This is a genomic window from Gilliamella sp. B3464, assembly GCF_026536145.1.
In the GTDB taxonomy this organism is placed as follows: Bacteria; Pseudomonadota; Gammaproteobacteria; order Enterobacterales; family Orbaceae; genus Gilliamella.
This window is the reverse complement of the sequence record NZ_JAFNOQ010000003.1, coordinates 116205-136916: the sequence shown is the minus strand read 5'-3', so window position 1 is coordinate 136916 and position 20712 is coordinate 116205. Positions and strand designations below refer to the sequence as shown.

General features: G+C 35.7%; 19 protein-coding genes. 16 read left to right on the top strand and 3 right to left on the bottom strand.

Features of this window, described 5'->3' with window-relative positions; all coding sequences use genetic code 11:
• Positions 1–2 precede the first annotated feature (2 nt).
• Positions 3–923 carry a 1-phosphofructokinase gene (gene pfkB / locus J3U57_RS04610; RefSeq protein WP_416379583.1) on the bottom strand — a complete coding sequence of 307 codons (921 nt, stop codon included), beginning with the start codon at positions 921–923 and terminating at the stop codon, positions 3–5.
• Between the two features lie 12 nt (positions 924–935).
• Positions 936–1790 (bottom strand): tagatose bisphosphate family class II aldolase, encoded by an 855-nt coding sequence (locus J3U57_RS04605; RefSeq protein ID WP_267333560.1) that lies wholly within the window; start codon positions 1788–1790, stop codon positions 936–938.
• Positions 1791–2130: 340 nt separating this feature from the next.
• Here J3U57_RS04605 and J3U57_RS04600 point away from each other — a divergent pair, with 340 nt between their 5' ends.
• Positions 2131–2958, top strand: a complete 828-nt coding sequence (locus J3U57_RS04600) for a DeoR/GlpR family DNA-binding transcription regulator (RefSeq protein WP_267333559.1) — start codon at positions 2131–2133, stop codon at positions 2956–2958.
• Between the two features lies 1 nt (position 2959).
• Positions 2960–3922 (top strand): sugar kinase, encoded by a 963-nt coding sequence (locus tag J3U57_RS04595; RefSeq protein ID WP_267333558.1) that lies wholly within the window; start codon positions 2960–2962, stop codon positions 3920–3922.
• 231 nt (positions 3923–4153) lie between these two features.
• Here the strand turns inward: J3U57_RS04595 and hemW are convergent, their stop codons facing one another.
• Positions 4154–5287, bottom strand: a complete 1134-nt coding sequence (gene hemW / locus J3U57_RS04590) for a radical SAM family heme chaperone HemW (RefSeq protein ID WP_267343961.1) — start codon at positions 5285–5287, stop codon at positions 4154–4156.
• 196 nt (positions 5288–5483) lie between these two features.
• On the opposite strand from hemW, the gene J3U57_RS04585 reads away from it, so the two are divergent.
• The 14 genes from J3U57_RS04585 to murG all read left to right on the top strand — a co-directional run bounded on the left by J3U57_RS04585 (position 5484) and on the right by murG (position 20708).
• The gene (locus tag J3U57_RS04585) at positions 5484–6359 is read left to right on the top strand and encodes a D-hexose-6-phosphate mutarotase (protein ID WP_267333556.1); all 876 of its coding nucleotides are present in this window, start codon (positions 5484–5486) and stop codon (positions 6357–6359) included.
• A 183-nt stretch (positions 6360–6542) separates the two neighbouring features.
• Entirely contained in the window at positions 6543–6827 is a 285-nt protein-coding gene (gene rplY / locus J3U57_RS04580; RefSeq protein WP_267333555.1) for a 50S ribosomal protein L25, read from the top strand.
• A 182-nt stretch (positions 6828–7009) separates the two neighbouring features.
• A complete protein-coding gene (gene zwf / locus J3U57_RS04575) occupies positions 7010–8470 on the top strand; it encodes a glucose-6-phosphate dehydrogenase (RefSeq protein WP_267343960.1) in 1461 nt (486 codons plus the stop codon).
• 14 nt (positions 8471–8484) lie between these two features.
• Entirely contained in the window at positions 8485–9183 is a 699-nt protein-coding gene (pgl, locus tag J3U57_RS04570; protein ID WP_267333553.1) for a 6-phosphogluconolactonase, read from the top strand.
• A gap of 394 nt (positions 9184–9577) precedes the next feature.
• A complete protein-coding gene (gene mraZ, locus J3U57_RS04565) occupies positions 9578–10024 on the top strand; it encodes a division/cell wall cluster transcriptional repressor MraZ (protein ID WP_267333552.1) in 447 nt (148 codons plus the stop codon).
• Positions 10025–10047: 23 nt separating this feature from the next.
• Complete coding sequence (rsmH, locus tag J3U57_RS04560) at positions 10048–10986, top strand: 16S rRNA (cytosine(1402)-N(4))-methyltransferase RsmH (protein WP_267358438.1); 939 nt, start codon at positions 10048–10050, stop codon at positions 10984–10986.
• The gene (gene ftsL, locus J3U57_RS04555) at positions 10976–11353 is read left to right on the top strand and encodes a cell division protein FtsL (protein ID WP_065633882.1); all 378 of its coding nucleotides are present in this window, start codon (positions 10976–10978) and stop codon (positions 11351–11353) included. The genes rsmH and ftsL overlap by 11 nt, the downstream gene beginning before the upstream one ends.
• The gene (ftsI, locus tag J3U57_RS04550; RefSeq protein ID WP_267333550.1) at positions 11353–13128 is read left to right on the top strand and encodes a peptidoglycan glycosyltransferase FtsI; all 1776 of its coding nucleotides are present in this window, start codon (positions 11353–11355) and stop codon (positions 13126–13128) included. Before ftsL ends, ftsI begins: the two co-directional genes overlap by 1 nt.
• Positions 13129–13141: 13 nt before the next feature.
• Entirely contained in the window at positions 13142–14695 is a 1554-nt protein-coding gene (gene murE, locus J3U57_RS04545) for a UDP-N-acetylmuramoyl-L-alanyl-D-glutamate--2,6-diaminopimelate ligase (RefSeq protein ID WP_267343958.1), read from the top strand.
• Complete coding sequence (gene murF / locus J3U57_RS04540) at positions 14692–16053, top strand: UDP-N-acetylmuramoyl-tripeptide--D-alanyl-D-alanine ligase (protein WP_267343957.1); 1362 nt, start codon at positions 14692–14694, stop codon at positions 16051–16053. The genes murE and murF overlap by 4 nt, the downstream gene beginning before the upstream one ends.
• A 15-nt stretch (positions 16054–16068) precedes the next feature.
• Positions 16069–17151 carry a phospho-N-acetylmuramoyl-pentapeptide-transferase gene (gene mraY / locus J3U57_RS04535; protein WP_267333547.1) on the top strand — a complete coding sequence of 361 codons (1083 nt, stop codon included), beginning with the start codon at positions 16069–16071 and terminating at the stop codon, positions 17149–17151.
• A 22-nt stretch (positions 17152–17173) separates the two neighbouring features.
• Positions 17174–18508, top strand: coding sequence for a UDP-N-acetylmuramoyl-L-alanine--D-glutamate ligase (murD, locus tag J3U57_RS04530; RefSeq protein ID WP_267343956.1), 1335 nt, complete (start codon positions 17174–17176; stop codon positions 18506–18508).
• Positions 18505–19656, top strand: a complete 1152-nt coding sequence (ftsW, locus tag J3U57_RS04525; protein ID WP_267333545.1) for a cell division protein FtsW — start codon at positions 18505–18507, stop codon at positions 19654–19656. Before murD ends, ftsW begins: the two co-directional genes overlap by 4 nt.
• Positions 19656–20708 carry an undecaprenyldiphospho-muramoylpentapeptide beta-N-acetylglucosaminyltransferase gene (gene murG, locus J3U57_RS04520; RefSeq protein WP_267343955.1) on the top strand — a complete coding sequence of 351 codons (1053 nt, stop codon included), beginning with the start codon at positions 19656–19658 and terminating at the stop codon, positions 20706–20708. The genes ftsW and murG overlap by 1 nt, the downstream gene beginning before the upstream one ends.
• Positions 20709–20712: the final 4 nt, after the last annotated feature.

The following is a 20712-nucleotide window of genomic DNA, read 5'->3' as shown; positions in this document are numbered from 1 at the left end:
ATTTACTTGATTTGGGTAACGACAACTTGACCCATATAAATGTCAATTTTGTCTAATTGACCTAATCCATCTGACTCGGCAACATTAGCGCCTGTTGCTGAGGCCTTTTTCATGGCTTTTTCAATATTTTGTTGTTCAAAAAGCCACTCACTAATAAATGCAGCAAGCGATGCGTCACCAGCACAAGCCGAACTAACTAGATTTATTTTCACCGCATTACAAAACCAAATATGCGTGCCGTCTGAAAAGTACATGCCTTTGTCACCCATTGTTAATAAAATGTTTTGTGCGCCTTTTAAATGAACAGCCTCAAGTGCGGTTATGATTTGCTGTTGGGTATTGGTTTCAAGTCCAAAAATTTCTTTTAGTTCATCGTCATTAGGTTTAATTAATAATGGCTTATACTTTAGTAATTCACTTAATTTGGGATGACTAATATCAAGAATGACTTGGATATTTTTGGACAGACATAAATCTAAGATAGACTGATAATAATCTGGTTCAATATTATTTGGCAGACTTCCGCTGATCACTAAATAACTGTCATTGGCTAATGAACTAATAATCGCTAGCATTTCACTTTTTTTGTTATCAGGAACAAACGGTCCTTTCCCCACCAGTTTATATTCATTATGCCCATCGTTGACAAAAACATTGATACGCGTGATATCATCAATAAAGCAAGGTTTGGTTTCAAGTTGCAATTTAGTTAATTCATCAACAATGTACTTACCCGAAAAACCACCAAAGAAACCTAAAGCACAGGTTGGTTTATTGAATTTATGTAATACAATCGATACATTGATAGCTTTACCATTTGGGCTATATTCCGTATGCGAAGTACGATTGACACAATTGGGATAAAGCCCTTGGCAACGAATATTCATATCAATGGCGGTATTGAGTGTTAAGGTATAGATCATCATGCTTAGCCTCTATAATTTTCCTGCGCATCCGCATGTTGTGATGATTTTTTTGACGATCTCTTTCATTGCTGCTTTTGCTGGTTTCATATAGTGACGAGGGTCATTTGCATCAGGATGTTCAATAAAATATTGTTTGAGGGCATCAGAAAACGCGATTTTTAATTCTGTCGCTACATTGACTTTACAAATACCGCGTTTAATGCATTCACGTACATCTTTATCTGGCACGCCCGATGCGCCATGTAATACTAGTGGAATATCGACCATTGAACGTATTTCCGATAAACGATCAAAGTCTAGTTTGGGTTCTGATTTATAAAGACCGTGCGCAGTGCCAATTGCAATTGCCAGTGAGTCAATACCTGTTTTTTCTATAAATTCAACTGCTTGTTTAGCATTAGTGTATAAAGCATCTTTAGCATCAACAACTAAGTCATCTTCAACGCCACCTAGTCGTCCTAATTCTGCTTCTACACTGACATCGTAACGGTGAGCATATTCAACGACACGTTTAACAATGGCAACATTTTCAGCGAATGGAAAATGAGAACCATCAATCATCACAGAGCGAATACCTGCATTGATTTTGGCTGTTATATCATCATAGTCTTCATGATGATCTAAATGAAGCGCTAAAGGAACATTATGTTTTTTCGACAACTCATAAGCAATAGCGACAATATTTTCTGTTCCTGCATAACTATAGGTTCCTGGGGTTCCTGCTAAAATCACAGGGGACTGTAATTGAGCAACTGTTTCTACAATGACTTGCATTGTTTCTAAATTATGAATGTTAAAGGCGGGTACGGCATATTGCTCTTTTTGCGCTTTTTTTAACATATTGTGGCTAGAAATAATTGACATATAACTTCTCCTAAAATTTTTATTAACTACTTAATTTTTTAACTTTCGAATTGAAAGTTATTTTTTTAAATTATGATTGCAAAACGAAAGTTATACTAGTGTTAATAGCGTGAGGTGGATCACAAAAATAGATTTTAATATGTCGAACAAGATAAACTTGTTGCTAAAGTTGCATTTTAACGTTTAACTGGTCAAGGCTGATTTAAGACTACTAAATCGCGATAATTAACATTGATTCATGTTTAGGAATAAATTTCTTCACATTAATTGATGTTGACCACTTGTATGATAAATTTTATTATCATCTTTAGATATTTATCAGTTATATAGGAAATAAAATTTGGCTAGAGCGTCTTCAGCCCTACTAAAACGTAGGTTAGATATTGCCGAAATCGTACGTAAACAAGGTGAAGTAAAAGTAGATGACTTATCTGACAAGCTTCAAGTATCTAATGTTACCATTCGGCAAGATTTAACATATTTAGAACAACAAGGTTATTTAAAACGATCCTTTGGTGGAGCAATTTATATTCCACCTGAAAGTTTGGCTAACCAAACTTCTTTCGACTCTGTAAATTATAGTAATATCAATTTAAATATCAGTGAAATCGATATCGTTAAAAATTGTTTAGATTATATAAATGATGGCGATACACTTTTTTTAGGTCATGGCACTTTAATTCGAAAACTCATTCCTTTTTTGCATAATAAAAAATCCTTAAAATTAATTATGAATGATATTCAAAATGCTCAATTGGTTAAGGAGTTTTCAGATGCCGAAGTCATATTAGTGGGGGGGGTGCTTTTAGAGGGTAATATTTTGCAAAATAATAATGCCCTAACTGAGGTTGTTAACCAATTTTCTATTACCCATTTTATTGTCGAATTGGCAGCTATCAATGCTAATAATCATTTAATTATTGCTAATATTGATCAACAAAAAACATATCAACAAATATTTAAAAATGCTGACCATACTATTGGCCTTTTACCTCAACGATTGGTAATGAATGATGAACACAGTATCGGAAAACTAAAGCATTTAGATACGGTTATATTATCAAGACCAGTTGTCACCGAATATCATCAACAATTATTAGATTCTAATTTTAAACAAGATGTGGTTAACAAATTTTGCGTGATCTATCGTAATGCAAAGGGGATGTAATATGCAATTTAAGATTTGTACTATAGGAGAATTGCTAGTTGAGTTTTTAGCTAAACAGAAAAACCAACGTTTTGACGAACCGGGTGAGTTTGTCGGACCTTTTGTCAGTGGCGCACCAGCAATATTTGCTGATCAAGTTGCAAAATTAGGTTTTCCAGTTATTTTTTTTGGTTGTGTTGGCAAAGATGCTTTTGGTCACATGTGCACTAAGCGATTAAAACAAGATGGTGTGATTATTGAGGGGATTACCTCGCATTATAAAGCTAATACAGGTAGTGCATTTGTAACCTATAAAGACTTAAATGAACGCGATTTTATCTTTAATATCCCAAATAGTGCCTGTGGTCTACTTTCGTTCAATCATATAAATGAAAGTTTACTAAAAGATTGTACCCATTTACACGTTATGGGCTCTTCACTTTATTCTTTTCGCGCCATTGATGCTATGCGTAAAGCACTTGATATTATTAAAACAAATGGCGGCACAATTTCGTTTGATCCTAATTTGCGTAAAGAGATGTTTAATATTCAGGAAATGGAGCAATCGTTTGATTATATCATGGAATATACCGACATATTTTTACCAAGCGAAAGCGAGGTCAGTTATTTTGCCCATAGCCATGATGAGAGTGAACAACAAACCATGTTTTCATTACTCGAAAAAGGAATTAAACATATTGTGGTGAAAAAAGGTAGTAATGGTGCAGACTACTATGGTCACGATGAAAAAAATAAATTATACACACTTCATGTCGATGGTTTTGCCACAAACGTCATTGATCCAACTGGAGCGGGTGACTGTTTTGGTGCAACCTTTGTGAGTTTGATGTTAGCCGGATATTCTGTCAAACAGGCTTTGCGCTATGCGAATGCGAGCGGTGCTCTAGCTGTATCTAAAAAAGGTCCAATGGAAGGGACATCGACATTAGATGAATTAAAACAATTTATTTCTAAATATAAATAAAATCAGTTGAACAAATTTGCAAAAAAAATCCCAATAACATGGTTATTGGGAAAACATAAGGAATAGGAAAACAATGAAATAAATGCATTGTCGAGTGTTAGTATGCGCCTTTTTTTAAAAAATGTATGTAAAGATAACTAAATGATTGCTTAAATAGATTGTATCTATCTTGTTAAGTAAGTGTAAATCGCTTTATTCTCGTCACTAATTCATTATTTTTTATTGTGTTATCTATAAGAAGATCTCCAATAATGAGTTTAAAAACAGCTTACCGCGCTCGGTTATTTGCCAATTATGTTTATGTTCAATCAAATAATTTTGCTCTATGGCAAGGTCAATCTGCTTACTTACCGATTGCAAGGGTAAAAAAGTACGTTGTTCAAATTCGTGCTTGGGCGTTGCTTCAAATAATCGGAAACGATTCATAAAATATTCAAAGGGTAGATCTTGCGACGCTACTTGATAAGCGTGTTCTAAATATCGACCTTCTAAATACCCTTTAGGGTGACGTGTTTTTACTGTCCGGGTAATTTTGCCATTCGATTGGGTAATTTTACCATGCGCTCCGCAGCCAATCCCTAAATAATCACCAAAACGCCAATAATTTAAATTATGTTCGCATTGATAGCCGGGTTTGGCATATGCTGAGGTTTCATATTGTTGATAGCCTTGTTGAGTTAAAAGTTGATGCCCTTGTTGATAAATTTCCCATAGGTTATCGTCATCAGGTAAGATTGGTGGTTTGGAACCAAATAATGTATTGGGTTCAATAGTTAGTTGATACCAAGACAAATGCGGGGGGGCTAGCTTAATGGCTTGCTTTAAATCATACAATGCATCATCAATGGATTGATTCGGTAAGCCATGCATTAAGTCTAAATTAAAACTATGTAAATTTAGGTTATGAGCAAGAGTACCTGCATTTATGGCTTCTTCAGGGTTATGTATGCGTCCTAAATTTACTAGTTTAGCCGATTGAAAGCTTTGCACGCCAATTGAAATACGATTAATTCCTGCTTGCTGATAACCCTTAAACCTTTCTACATCAACAGAATTTGGGTTTGCTTCAATTGTTATTTCTGCCTCGCTCTCTATTGGAATAATTTTATTAACGTCGATTAATAACTGATTAATCAATTCGGCTGAAAATAGACTTGGCGTGCCTCCACCGATAAAAATAGAGTGAATTGAGCGATCAGGGCACAGTTTGACATCTTGCCGTAAATCTTCAATAAGATGTTGAATATAAGCTTGATAATCAGGTGTTTTTTTCACCGTATGTGAATTAAAATCACAGTAAGGACATTTTTGAACACACCAAGGCATATGAATATATAAGCTAAGCGGAATTTTATAATCAAACATATGCTTTTCCATAAATTTTTGTCAAATACGCAGAATAAGTTTAAATGAGCTGGCTATATTACTCGTATTTATTAAAAAAAGCTTTTTTACCTTTATTCTATTTCTAGAATGTGGTGAAAAAGCGTAAAATAGAAACAATTTTAGATTTAGTTTATGACATTGATTGTCGATCAGATTAAACATTATAGGAGTAATTATGAGTATTTTAAAACAACTATTGGATAGTGCTAAACAATCTCAGTCTTTAAGCCCATCTGTTAAACAAACCACCTATGGTGAATTACCTATTTTAGTCATTAATCACCAAACTTGTACAGCCGCGGTTTCACTACAAGGTGCGCATCTATTATTTTGGCAACCGACAACTGAAACTGCACCAGTCGTTTGGTTAAGTAACAACGCCGTATTTAAAAAAGGTACCGCTATTCGTGGTGGCGTACCTATTTGTTGGCCTTGGTTTGGTAAATTAGGTGATCCTATGCATGGTTTTGCCCGTATAGTGCAGTGGACTCTAGATTCATGCAACGAAGATAATGATGGCGTTGATCTTGTTTTATCGTTAACCAATAATCAACAAACTGAGCCGTTTTTTTCAAAACCTTTTCACGTTTGGTTACAGATTCATATTGGTAATACTTGCCAAGTCACGTTAACTTGCCAAGGCGATTTTGAAGCAACAAGTGCATTACATACCTATTTTGGTGTAGATAATATTAACAATGTGCTTGTTAAAGGTTTAGGAGACAGCTATCAAGAACGTTTAGCAAATGAAAATAAACCCACTACTGTAGGTCAGCTGACTTTCAATCAAGAAGTCGATCGTATTTACACCCATGCCGATAATAAGTTAATTATTAAAGATGGGCAACGTACTATTGAGTTAACTAATAATCATTCGACCGATGTTGTAACATGGAATCCATGGGTAGATAAAGCAAAAGCAATGGCTGATTTTGCTGATGATGAATATCAATCTATGGTTTGTGTCGAAACTGCGTGTATTACTCAACCTTTAAAACTTTCGCCAACAGAAAAAGTGTCTTATGGTTTTAAGATAGAATTAATAAAGTAAACGGTAAATTCGTATTACAAACTTAATCGATACTTGGTTTTGATTAATAGTAGTATGATTATTTGATTGCGTTAAATTGCAGAACGCTTTATAATCGCTAGCGCTTTTTAAGCAACTATTTGATAGCCAATTACTGGGTCGCCTGTAATTGGTTTTTATTTGAAATTACTAAGAGAAATTAAAATGTTTACATTAAAAGCAGAAGTTAGAAAAGAGCATGGTAAGGGTGCGAGCCGCCGCCTGCGTCACGCTGGTCAATTCCCAGCTATTATCTATGGTGGAAGTGAAGCAGCAGTTTCTGTTGTGCTTGATCACAACCATATTTTTAATATGCAAGAAAAACCAGAATTTTATTCTGAAGTATTAACTATTGAAGTTGACGGTAAAGCTGTTAAAGCAAAAGTACAAGCAGTACAACGTCATCCATTCAAACCAAAATTAGTGCATATGGATTTTGTGCGCGTATAAATTATCCATCAATTGGGTAACACCCAATTACTAATCCACGCAAAAGGTCGCCTTCATGGTGACCTTTTGTTTTCGTATCAAATAAGGCAAATACCTATTATTATGATTAGCTCTATTAACTGAGTGTACATAGGTAGGACAACGTAATAAAATAGATAATATGCTTTTTTTAGGAGAAAATTATGTCTGATATCCCAGTTTGCGATTTAGTTATTTTTGGTGCTAAAGGGGATTTAACGAGACGTAAATTATTACCGTCTTTATATCAATTGGAAAAATATGGTAAGTTGCCAAAACAGACTAAAATTTTAGGCGTAGGTCGTGCTGATTGGGATCATGCTGCTTATTGCGATGTAGCCAAAGAAGCATTGGCTACTTTTATGCCAGAACCTATCGACGACGCGATTTGGCAACGATTTAGTCAACGACTTAATTTTCATAAATTAGATGTCAATAATCTTGCTGGTTTTAGCGCATTAAAGGATGAACTTGACCAAACCAGACCAACTATTTTTTATTTTGCCATGCATCCTGGTGCGTTTGGTACTATCTGCCAAGGTTTAGCTGAAGCGGGATTAAATCAAATCCAAAACCGAATTGTTATGGAAAAACCACTCGGTACCGATTTACAATCATCGCGTGAAATTAACGATTCTGTTGCGAAATATTTTAATGAGTCACAAGTCTATCGTATTGACCATTATTTAGGTAAAGAATCCGTTTTAAATTTATTAGCATTACGTTTTGCAAATCCTGTATTTGCCTCATTTTGGGACCGAAATTCAATCGATCATGTTGAAATTACTGTTGCTGAGCAAGTCGGTATTGAAGGGCGTTGGGGATATTTTGATAAAGCTGGTCAAATGCGTGATATGGTACAAAACCATTTATTACAGATTTTAACTATGATTGCAATGTCTCCACCATCTAATCTTGGTGATGATAGCTTGCGTAATGAAAAAATCGCTGTACTTAATGCACTTAGACCAATTAATAAAACCAATATTCGTGATAAAGTTGTTAGAGGTCAATATACCTCAGGATTTGTTAACGGTATTAATGTACCGGGGTATTTAGAAGAAGATGGTGCAACCCCAGACAGCCATACTGAAACCTTTGTGGCTATTCGTGTCGATATTGATAATTGGCAGTGGGCGGGAGTCCCTTTTTATTTGCGTACTGGTAAGCGTTTACCAAGCAAATGCTCAGAAGTGGTTGTTTATTTTAAACCATTACCACTGAATTTGTTTAGTGAATCTTATCCTGAGCTGCCACAAAATAAGTTAACCATTCGATTACAGCCTGATGAAGGTATGGATATTGAAATTCTTAATAAAGTGCCAGGGTTAGATAGTACCCATACTTTACAAACAACTAAGCTTGATTTAAGTTTTAGTGAAACTTTCCATCAACATCGTGCTGATGCTTATGAACGCTTGCTACTTGAAGTGATGCGAGGACGACAAGCACTATTTGTTCATCGTGACGAAGTTGAAGCTGCTTGGAAATGGGTTGATTCTATTATCAATGCATGGGATGCTGATAATGACACACCAAAAACTTATCAAGCTGGTACTTGGGGACCGGTTGCATCAGTCGCTTTAATTACTAAAGATGGCTATTCATGGCATGAATTTGAATAAAAGGAATATCCAATATGGTTACACTAAATAAATATGCAACAAGTGAGTTATTAGTTGAAGACCTGACTTCACACATCGTGAATGAACTTACCAAAGCGATTCAAATTAGAGGACAAGCTTCGATAGCTGTATCGGGGGGTAAAACGCCTATTCCTTTATTTATTGCTCTTAGTGAGCAAAATTTAGATTGGAGCCGTGTATTTATTACTCTGGTTGATGATAGATGGGTTGATGATACTGATGATGCCAGTAATGAAAAATTGGTCATGACTTACTTATTACAAAATAAAGCAAAGTTGGCTAATTTTATCGGTTTAAAAAATAGCTGTAATAATCCATTTGATGGCGCGTCAATTACTGAAAAACAGTTAGACAAAGTACCAATGCCATTTGATGTATTAATTCTAGGTATGGGGGAAGATGGTCATACTGCGTCATTATTCCCTGGCGCTGCGAATTTAGCTGCCGGTTTAGATATGAAATCAGGCCGTAAAGTTATCGGTATGACACCATTAACAGCACCTTTAGATCGAATTACTTTAACGCTGCCTACTATTTTAAATAGTCACAATATCTATCTACATTTAGTGGGTGATAGTAAAATGTCAGTATTAGAACAAGCCGAACAAGGTAAAGATATTAACCAAATGCCAGTTAGAGCAATTTTACAGCAAGATAAAGTTAATGTGACCATATTTTGGACTGCTGCGTAAGCCTATTGATTGTGCCGACTTATGTCGGCCACAATCTTTCTTTAAAGCCTCAATCATTACTCATCCATTATGAGTAATATTTAACTTCATTACTTTATTCACATCATCTCTTAATCATATTTTTTCTATTGTTAGTATGAACGTTTAAAAAATAAATCATTTAACCAATTGATTTAAATAAATATTTTAAATATTCAAAGCTGAAGTTATTTTTAGTAAAAATAGCGTGCACTTATTTTTATGAATATTCGCTAAATTAATTGATTAAATACCTATTATTTTTGTAACTTTTGTGGTAAAAAGTGGGTTTAAGTGGTAAAAAAGTAAGAATTATTTAACCATCTGATTTTAATCAATAAAAAAATAATAAAAATTTAAAGAAAACGGTGCTTTCATGTTCAGTGGTGCAACTTCAGTCAATTTAGATAGTAAAGGGCGGATGGCTATTCCTACTCGCTATCGTGATGCTTTGTCTGAAGGCATGGTTTGCACAATTGGTTTATATCATTCTTGCTTGTCACTTTACTCAATTTCTGAATGGAAAAGTATTGAAAAGCAACTATCAACACTTTCTACTATTGTTGAGTCAGAGCGTCGAATAAAACGATTATTACTAGGCTATGCAATTGAGTGCCCTATGGATAATTCAGGTCGGATCCTATTACCGCCTACATTACGCACATACGCAAAATTAGAAAAACATGTCATGTTTGTAGGTCAATCTAATAAATTTGAAATTTGGGATGAAGTCATCTGGTATCAACAAATTAGTGAAGATATTGCTGAGCTGTCGGCTGATATTACAAACTTATCCGATAATTTAAAAAATTTAACGATTTAACTAAATAATAGAGTACAAGACTAATGAGCTATCTACATACAACTGTTTTACTAAATGAAGCTATTGCAGCATTAAATATAAAAAAAAACGGTATTTATGTTGATGGAACTTTTGGTCGAGGCGGTCATTCTCGTTTAATTTTAAATCATCTAGGTAATGAAGGAAGATTAATTGCCATTGATCGCGATGCCAAAGCTCAACAGGCAGCGAGTGAAATAATTGATCCGCGATTTACCTTTATTCGTGGTGAGTTTTCTAATGTATATCAATATATTGATAATTTAGGCTTACTTGGTAAAGTTGATGGTTTTTTATTGGACCTTGGGGTTTCTTCTCCGCAACTTGATGATCCGCAAAGAGGATTTTCGTTTATGCGTGATGGCCCGCTCGATATGCGGATGAATAATCATCAGGGCATGACAGCAAGTGAGTGGCTATTAAATAGTGATGAAGCCGATATAGCATGGGTATTAAAAACATTTGGTGAAGAAAAATTTGCTAAACGTATTGCGCGAGCTATTGTCGAAAAAAACAAAATTATGCCGATTACTCGCACATTAGAGTTAGCCAATTTAATTGAACAAACAACACCTAAAAAAGATAAACATAAACATCCAGCAACACGGAGTTTTCAAGCAATTCGTATATATATTAATAGCGAACTTGAAGAAGTTGAACAAGCATTGAACGCCAGTTTGTCGATACTTGCCAACCAAGGACGGCTTGCCGTAATTAGTTTTCATTCTTTAGAAGATCGAATAGTTAAGCAATTTATTAGCAAACAGAGTAAAGGACCTGAGTTGCCAGCAGGATTACCACTTACTGAACAACAAATTAAACAATATGGTGGTGCCGAGTTAAAATCACTTGGCAAGGTAAAACCAAGTATGGATGAGATTAATCACAACCCGCGTTCAAGAAGCGCAATATTAAGGGTAGCTGAAAGGAAAAATGAACAGTAATCAAGCAAATGATAGCGAAAATTTTTATGCTGAAATCGACAATCAAAAGCGACCAAGTAAAAGTTTATTTGGCTTAATTGTTGGTGATTTGCTCGGTCATCAAAAAATTTCATTATTATTACTTATACTTATCATTATTACAGCTGGAGCCGTATTAATCACAACGCAACAAGTTCGTAAGCAACTATTTGAACGTGAGCAACTTTTACTAGAACAAGATGTTTTAGAGAGCGAATGGCGTAATTTAGTTATTGAAGAAAATGTACTTGCCGATCCGAAACGTGTTGAAGATAAAGCTAAAAATCAATTGGGTATGTCATATGTGACGCCTCAAAATGAAACCGTTATTGTGATAAAGAGTAAATAATGAAACCTGTAGTGAAAAATAATAAAGATAAAACTAAAAAGGTTGTAAAAACAAACAAAGCAAATAAACCGAACAAAAAACAGTTTTTTACACCTAACCGTTTTTATATCGTCTATGGTTTTATTATATTTGCTATTGTGTGTTTAATTATTCGAATGGCAATATTGCAGATAATAGAACCAGATAAGCTTATTGCTGAAGGTAATAAACGATCCATTCGCCATCAAGAAATGGATGCACCGCGTGCCATGATTACTGATCGTAATGGTCGAGCGCTTGCCGTGAGTGTGCCAATGTTTGATGTGTGGGCGGATCCTAAAATTGTTGTACAAAAAGGTGGTGTCAAGGCTGATGATATTAGGTGGCAAGGTTTAGCCAAAACACTCAATATTTCAATGTCAACCTTACAGCAAAAATTGAGTAATCCATCTATGCGTTTTGTGTATTTAACTAAGCAAATTACACCAACAATAGCGGATTATTTAAAACAGTTAAAACTACCAGGTATTTCGTTTGCTAAAACATCCAAACGTTATTATCCAGCTGCTGAAAATATTGCGCAGTTAATTGGTTTAACCGATATCGACGATAACGGCACCGAACGGGGTTCTGAAGGGATAGAAAAAAGCTTCAATAAATGGTTAATTGGTGAATCAGGACAACGAGTCGTAAGACGTGACCGAGTTGGTCGGGTTATTGAAGAGTTAGAACGAACTGATAGTGAAGCCGCATCCGATTTAACGTTAAGTATTGATGAACGCTTGCAATCTTTAGTGTACAGCGAATTAAGTCAAGCGGTTGAATTTAATAAAGCCGATAGTGGAACAGCTGTTTTAATTGATGTGCATACAGGTGAAATTTTAGCGATGGCAACGAGCCCGTCTTATAATCCTAATAATCGTTCCTCTATTGATTATAATTTATTACGTAATAGAGCTGTCACTGATGCGTTTGAACCTGGTTCAACAGTTAAACCATTAGTTGTTATGGCAGCTTTAGAGAAAAAAATTGCAGATGTAAATACCATCATTGATACCCGACCATTTTTTGTGAATCGGTATGAAATTAAAGACGTGTCGTATCAAAAATCATTAAATCTAGCGGGCATTTTAGAAAAATCAAGTAATGTTGGGGTCAGTAAATTAGCATTACAAATGCAGCCTGGCGAGTTAGTTGAATTTTATAGTCGTTTTGGTTTAGGTCAGCCAACGGGATTAGGATTAGGTGGTGAAGTGAGTGGATCTATTGCTGCTGATCGTACCAGAAAATGGGCAGATATTGAGCGCGCCACCTTTGCATTCGGGTATGGTTTAAGTGTCACACCGTTACAATTAGCAAGAGCTTATGCAACTATTGGTAGTTACGGTATATATCGTCCTGTTTCTATCTTAAAAATTACAGAACCGGTTAAAGGTGAACGCGTAGTACAAGAAAAAATAGCTAAAACAGTCGTGCAATTGATGGAAGCTGTGGCTGTGACAGGTGGGGGAACTAAAGCTTCGGTACCTGGTTATAGTGTTGGCGTTAAAACGGGTACTGCAAAAAAATTATCGGGTGGACGCTATGTCAATCAATATTTAGCTTATACCGCAGGAATTGCACCGGCAACCGGTCCTAAATATTCATTAGTTGTTGTTATTGATAACCCGAAAGCCGGTCAATATTATGGTGGTTCAGTATCCGCACCTGTTTTTAGCCGTATTATGGGGGGGGTTCTTCGAACAATGAATGTGAAGCCAGATCGTCAAGTTGATGGGCAAATGATTATTTATTAACAGGTGGTAAATGATGTCTACAAGCACATTTAAAACATTATTTGAATTATTAGGTGGAACTGGCAAATTAGAATTAGCCGATTTTCCGCTTAATCATTTACGTATCGATAGTCGTCAAGTGGAAAAAAACGATGTGTTTGTTGCGATCAAAGGGCATACCGTAGATGGTCGTAATTTTATTGAACAAGCCATTTTGGCAGGTGCCGTTGCGATACTTATTGAAACTAATCGAAAATCGAATAATTTAAAAATTAATTATCTTAAGCAAGATGATAAGTCTGTAATACCACAAATCAGTATTTTTCAATTGTCACATCGTTTGTCGATGATTGCTAATGATTTTTATCATTCACCTTCCAAAAAATTGTCAGTGATTGGAGTAACAGGCACTAATGGTAAAACCACAGTGACACAACTTATTGCTCAATGTACTACGTTATTAAATGAAAAAACCGCTATTTTAGGTACTATTGGTAATGGCATTTATAATCATCAGCTCGAGCCATCAACCAATACCACTGCATCAGCTATCGATGTACAAACTTTATTAGCCGATTTTGTGAAAAAGCATGTCAAAGTTGTAGCAATGGAAATTTCTTCACATGGTTTAGCCATGGACCGCGTTAAAAGTTTAAATTGTGCCGCAACCGTATTTACCAATCTCAGTCGAGATCATCTTGATTATCATAAAACTATGAGTAAATACGCGAAAGCAAAATGGTCATTATTCACTCCAGAAGAAAAGCAAAAGCAAGTACTAAATTCGGGCAAGTCAATTGTGAATTATGATGATAAATATGGCAAGCGATGGATTGAAAAACTGACACAGGTGACAGCGGTATCTTGCCAGCCTAAATCGTTACGTCGTTTAAAAGCACTAAATATACCTTATGTTGGCGTATCGATGATTGAATACCACGATAAAGGCGCCAAAATTCATATGGAGTCAAGTTGGGGAAATGCCATTATCAATAGCCGATTATTAGGTGAATTTAATGTTTCTAATCTACTTTTGTCCATTGCAACTTTATTAACACTAGATTACCCATTTTTTGCTGTTGTGAATATGGCCTCTTTTCTTAAACCAATTTGTGGACGAATGGAAGTTCTACACGAAAAAAATAGTCCTACAGTTATTGTCGATTATGCGCATACGCCAGATGCATTACAAAAAGCGTTACAAGCTAGCCGAATTCACTGCAAAGGAACGTTATGGGTGATTTTTGGTTGTGGTGGTGATAGAGATAGTGGAAAGCGCCCATTAATGGCTGAAGTGGCTGAACAATTTGCTGATCAAATTGTACTAACTAATGATAATCCACGCACTGAAGATGAAATGAACATTATTCATGATATTCAACAAGGGTTACATGATGGTACCCATGTAAAAGTCATCCCTGATAGAAAACAAGCGATTACTTATACACTAAAACAAGCTAAATCTAATGATGTAATATTAATTGCAGGCAAAGGGCACGAGGATTACCAGATTGTAGGTAAAACCAAATATCACTATTCTGATCAAGAAACAGTGAAACAGCTTTTAGGAGTAGCGAATCAATCATGATTCCATTACAAATTAAACAAATCAAAAAAGTCATAAATGGTCAATCTTATCATATCTTAAACGAAGATATGATGATTGATGCTATTTGTACAGACTCCAGAAACATTATCAAAAATGCAGTATTTATTGCCTTAGTGGGTGATCATTTTGATGGGCATGTTTTTGTTGAACAAGCAATAGAACAAGGCGCTAGTGTGGTTATTGTTGATCATAAAATTGACAATAATGCTATTGCTCAAATTGTCGTTAAGGATACAAAAATTGCACTTGGGCTTATTGCGGCGGCGGTTCGTCAGTTAAGTCATGCTAAAATTGTTGCGCTCACTGGTTCTTCGGGTAAAACCTCGGTTAAAGAAATGACTGCCGCAATTTTACAACATTGTGGTCAGACACTTTATACTCAGGGCAATTTTAATAATGATATTGGTGTACCGTTAACGTTATTCCGTCTAACTGAGCAAGATCAATATGCAGTAATAGAATTAGGCGCGAATCACATTGGTGAAATTGCGTATACAACTAATATTGTTAAACCCCAAAGTGCTCTAATTAATAATATTGCGCAGGCGCACCTTGAAGGCTTTGGTTCGCTTGATGGAGTGGCAACCGCCAAAGGTGAAATTTTTGCAGGATTAGCGAATCATGGTATTGCTATCATCAATTTAGATAGCTGTAGTGATAAGTGGTTTAATTCGTTAGGTAACAAAACGGTATGGACCTTTTCATTATCTAATCCATCGGCTAATTTTTATGCCAGTAATATTCAAATCGCTCAGACCACTTCATTTATCTTACATACACCTAATGGTCAATGTGCACTAGAACTTCCCTTGATTGGTGAACATAATGTTTCTAATGCGGTTGCGGCGTCAGCTTTAGCGATTTCTGTAGGCGCAACGTTTAATCAAATAAAGCAAGGTTTAGCTACCTTAAAACCGGTAAAAGGTCGATTGTTTCCAATACAATTAAATCAAACCCAGTTAATTTTGGATGATGCTTATAATGCTAATGTTGGTTCAATGTCGGCAGCTATTAAGGTTTTAGCAAAGCAACCTGGTTATCGAATTTTAGTTGTTGGTGATATGGCTGAATTAGGCGAAGATGCCGAAAAATATCATCAACAAATTGGTGAACTTGCTCATCACGAAAAACTTGATTGTGTCATTAGTGTCGGTAATTTAAGTCAATTTATTAGCCAGTATAGTGGTGTCGGCCACCATTTTAATCATAAACAAGATGCAGTGAATTATCTGTTAATGTTACTACGGCAGCATCCAATTTTAACCATACTAGTTAAAGGATCACGTAGCGCTAAAATGGAAGAGCTCATCGAAAAAATTCAAATCGAACAATGTTGATTCAGGATTAAAATTATGTTGTTTTTAATATCAGAACATTTAGTTAAATATTTTACTTTTTTTAATGTTATCTCTTATTTAACGGTCAGGGCCATCTTAGCGCTGTTAACTTCATTAGCTATTTCATTAATTATGGGGCAAAAGGTCATTGATTGGCTTCAAAAATTGCAGATTGGTCAAGTCATTCGTAATGATGGGCCCGAATCGCATTTAAGCAAAAAAGGGACGCCAACAATGGGAGGAACCCTCATTTTGGCATCAATCTCGATTTCAGTTTTTTTATGGGCAGATCTGCGTAATCCTTATGTCTGGGTAACCTTATTTGTTTTAATTGGTTACGGTATTGTTGGTTTTGCAGACGATTATTTAAAAGTTATTCGTAAAAATACAGCGGGCCTTATTGCTAGGTGGAAATACTTTTGGCAATCAGTTATTGCCTTAATTGTTGCGTTCGGCCTTTATGCTTATGGTAAAGATACAGCGGTAACCGTATTAGTTGTTCCTTTTTTCAAAGATGTGATGCCACAATTAGGATTATTCTTTATTTTGCTAACCTATGTGGTCATCGTTGGTGCCGGTAATGCGGTTAATTTGACGGATGGACTTGATGGACTTGCCATCATGCCAACAGTATTTGTTGCAGCAGGTTTTGCTTTAGTATCTTGGGCTACCGGTAATGTTAATTTTGCTGCTTATTTACATATTCCCTATATTAAATTCAGTGGAGAACTCATGATTGTTTGCACTGCAATCGTCGGTGCTGGACTTGGCTTTTTATGGTTCAACACGTATCCGGCTATGGTATTTATGGGCGATGTAGGGTCTTTAGCGTTAGGTGGTGTGTTTGGCATCATTTCAGTATTATTACGCCAAGAATTTTTATTACTGATAATGGGTGGTATATTTGTTATTGAAACGTTATCGGTAATTTTACAGGTTGGTTCTTATAAATTACGAGGTAAAAGAATTTTCAGAATGGCGCCAATACATCATCATTATGAACTTAAAGGTTGGCCGGAACCTCGGGTGATTGTTCGTTTTTGGATTATTTCATTAATGTTAGTATTAATTGGGTTATTAACGTTGAAATTACGTTAATTAATAAGATCAGGATTAAATCATGATTAGCTATCAGGGCAAAAACGTTGTTATTATTGGCTTAGGCATCACAGGGCTCTCTTGTGTGGACTATTTTCTTGCTCAAAATGTGATTCCAAAAGTGATTGATACACGTTTAAAGCCACAAGGATTAGAACTATTAGACAGCCGTATTGAATACCATTTAGGTGATCTAAAGCTTGATTGGTTGTTAGATGCTGATTTAATTATCGCAAGTCCCGGTATAGCTTTATCTACGCCACAATTACAACAAGCGGCAAACCAAGGTATTGAAATTATAGGCGATATAGAACTTTTCTGCCGCGAGGTTAACAAGCAAGCCAATAAGCAAGTAGTTGCCATTACCGGCGCCAATGGTAAAACAACCGTCACAACATTGGTTGGTGATATTGTTAAATCATCAGGTATTAAGGTTGGTGTTGGTGGTAATATCGGTGAGCCGGCATTATCACTTTTAAAACAAAATGTTGATGTGTATGTGCTTGAACTTTCAAGCTTCCAATTAGAAACAACTTTTAGTTTACAAGCAACTGTAGCGACGATTTTAAATATATCCGAAGATCACATGGATCGCTATCCGCTAGGTTTAATGCAATATGCTCAAGCTAAACAACGCATCTATCATAATGCAAAGTATTGCGTATTTAATCACGATGATAAATTAACAATACCTGCGTCTAATGAGCAAAATTGTGTCTCATTTGGGGTAAATAAAGGCGATTACCATTTAGATGATAAGTGTGAACATTTAATTGCACAAAATGAAGTGGTTTTATCGACTAAAGAGATGAAACTAATTGGGCGTCATAATTATTTAAATGCGTTGGCTGCGCTTGCTATTAGTGATCGATTAGGTATTTCCAGAACGTCAAGTTTAGCAACCATAGCAACCTTTCAAGGTTTAGCTCACCGATTTGAATTGGTATATCAACAAAATGGTGTGAAATGGATTAATGATTCAAAAGCGACCAATGTTGGAAGCACCGAGGCAGCGTTAAATAGTATAGTGTGCCAAGGTAAGTTATATTTACTATTAGGTGGTGATGGAAAATCTGCCGATTTTACCCCTCTGATTCCTTACTTACAAAATAACCAGATTGAGGTTTTTTGTTTTGGGCGAGACCGTCAATTACTTGCAAAATTAGCACCGAGTAAAACTACTGTGACTGAAACCATGGCAGATGCAATGCAACTGATCGCGAATAAAGTTAAGGTGGATGATGTGGTATTGCTTTCCCCTGCGTGCGCCAGTTTAGATCAATTTAAAAATTATATTGAGCGAGGTAATCAATTTGCTCAACTGGCAAAGCAATATGCTCAAAGGAGTGAAAAATGACGTTTTTTTGGATAAAAAAACAGGTAAATCCAAATATACCGTTTGATAATTCATTACTCTGGACAGTGTTTGGTTTAATGATTTTTGGTTTGATTATGGTGACATCGGCATCGATGTCATTTAGTGAAACTAATCCTTTTTTCTATACCCAGCGCGAATTAATTCAGTTGGCTATGTCCCTGTTTTTAATGTTTGTAACATTGTATATTCCTATGCAGCGCTGGCAACAATTTAGTACCGCTCTTTTAATTGTTGCCATTATTATGTTAGTGATTGTATTAGGCATAGGCTCTTCAATCAATGGTGCATCGCGTTGGATCCCATTAGGTGTTTTTAACTTCCAACCGGCTGAGTTAGCCAAATTATCTTTATTTATTTTTCTAGCAGCCTATCTATCACGCAAATCCGATGAAGTGCAAAATCGTTTTTGGGGATTTTTTAAACCTATGGTGGTGATGGCTGTTTTATCAATTCTACTCTTAAAACAACCCGATTTAGGTACCGTTATTGTGCTGTTTATGGTAACCATTGGTATTTTATTTATTGCCGGTGCTCAGTTGTGGCAATTTATTGCTATTTTGTTGACGGGTGTTGGTGCTGTGATATGTTTGATTTTATATGAAGCTTATCGTTTAACCCGTTTATTAACCTTTCTCGATCCTTGGCAAGACGCAACAGGATCGGGCTATCAGTTAGTTGCTTCATTGATGGCCATTGGTAGTGGTGGTATTACTGGTCAAGGAATGGGCAATTCAATTCTTAAATTGGGCTATTTACCCGAATGTCATACAGATTTTATTTTTTCCATTATTTCTGAGGAATATGGTTATCTTGGGGTTGTTGCTTTATTGATGTTGTTATTTTTTCTAACATTTAAAGCATTAGCTATTGGATATAGAGCACTTAATGATGGTTCGCAGTTTTCAGGTTATTTAGCTTGTGAAATTGGTATTTGGTTTGGTTTTCAAACTTTCGTTAACATAGGCGTAACATCAGGCATGTTACCAACTAAAGGGTTAACATTACCATTTATTAGCTACGGTGGTTCAAGTCTTATTGTAATGAGCATTGCTGTTGCTATATTACTGCGAATAGACTATGAGTTTAGACAAAAACAAGCACAAGCAAGAATAAGGTCAATAAAATAATGAAAAAATTATTAGTGATGGCTGGTGGCACAGGCGGTCATGTATTTCCAGGTATTGCCGTTGCGCATTATTTGATGAAACAAGGGTGGCAAGTTAGGTGGCTTGGTACAGCAGATAGAATGGAAGCGCATTTAGTTCCTGAAAATGGAATTGATATTGATTTTATCCAAATATCAGGTTTACGCGGAAAAGGAATAAGCGCTTTATTAAAAGCACCTTATAAAATTGTTAAAGCGGTTTTGCAAGCAAGAAAAATTTTGAAAGCTTATCGTCCTGATGTAGTGCTTGGTATGGGGGGATATGTATCAGGTCCAGGTGGAATTGCAGCTAAAACTTTAGGTATACCTATTGTATTACATGAACAAAATGGTATTGCTGGTTTAACTAACAAATGGTTAGCGAAAATTGCAACTAAAGTGCTTCAAGCTTTTCCTACTGCTTTCCCCCATGCTGAGGTAGTGGGTAATCCGGTTCGCAATGATTTATTGCAACTAGCTGATCCTAGTGAAAGATTGAAAGATAGACAAGGTCCAATTCGAGTATTAGTAATGGGCGGTAGTCAAGGTGCTAAAGTGATTAATGATATTGTGCCTAAAGTGATAACCAAATTGTCCGATAAATATGTAGTTTGGCATCAAACAGGAAAAGGAATGCTAGAATCAGTTTCTCAGTCTTATCAAGATTGTGATATGACAAACAATAAAATTACTGAATTTATTTCTGATGTTGCCGAGGCTTATAATTGGGCAGATATTGTCATTTGCCGAAGTGGAGCACTAACAGTAAGTGAAATTGAAGTGGTCGGTATAGGGGCGATTTTCGTGCCATTTATGCATAAAGATCGCCAGCAATATTGGAATGCAAAATCTTTAGCCGATATTGGTGCTGCAACTATTATTGAGCAACCCGATTTTAATGTTGCATCGCTTTCTCATTTACTTGAAAATTTAAATCGATCGGAGTTAATAGATATGGCCGTTAAGGCTAAAAGTTTAGCCATTGTGAATTCGACAGAAAGAGTGGCTCAAACCTTGTGTTCAGTAGTAAAATGATTAA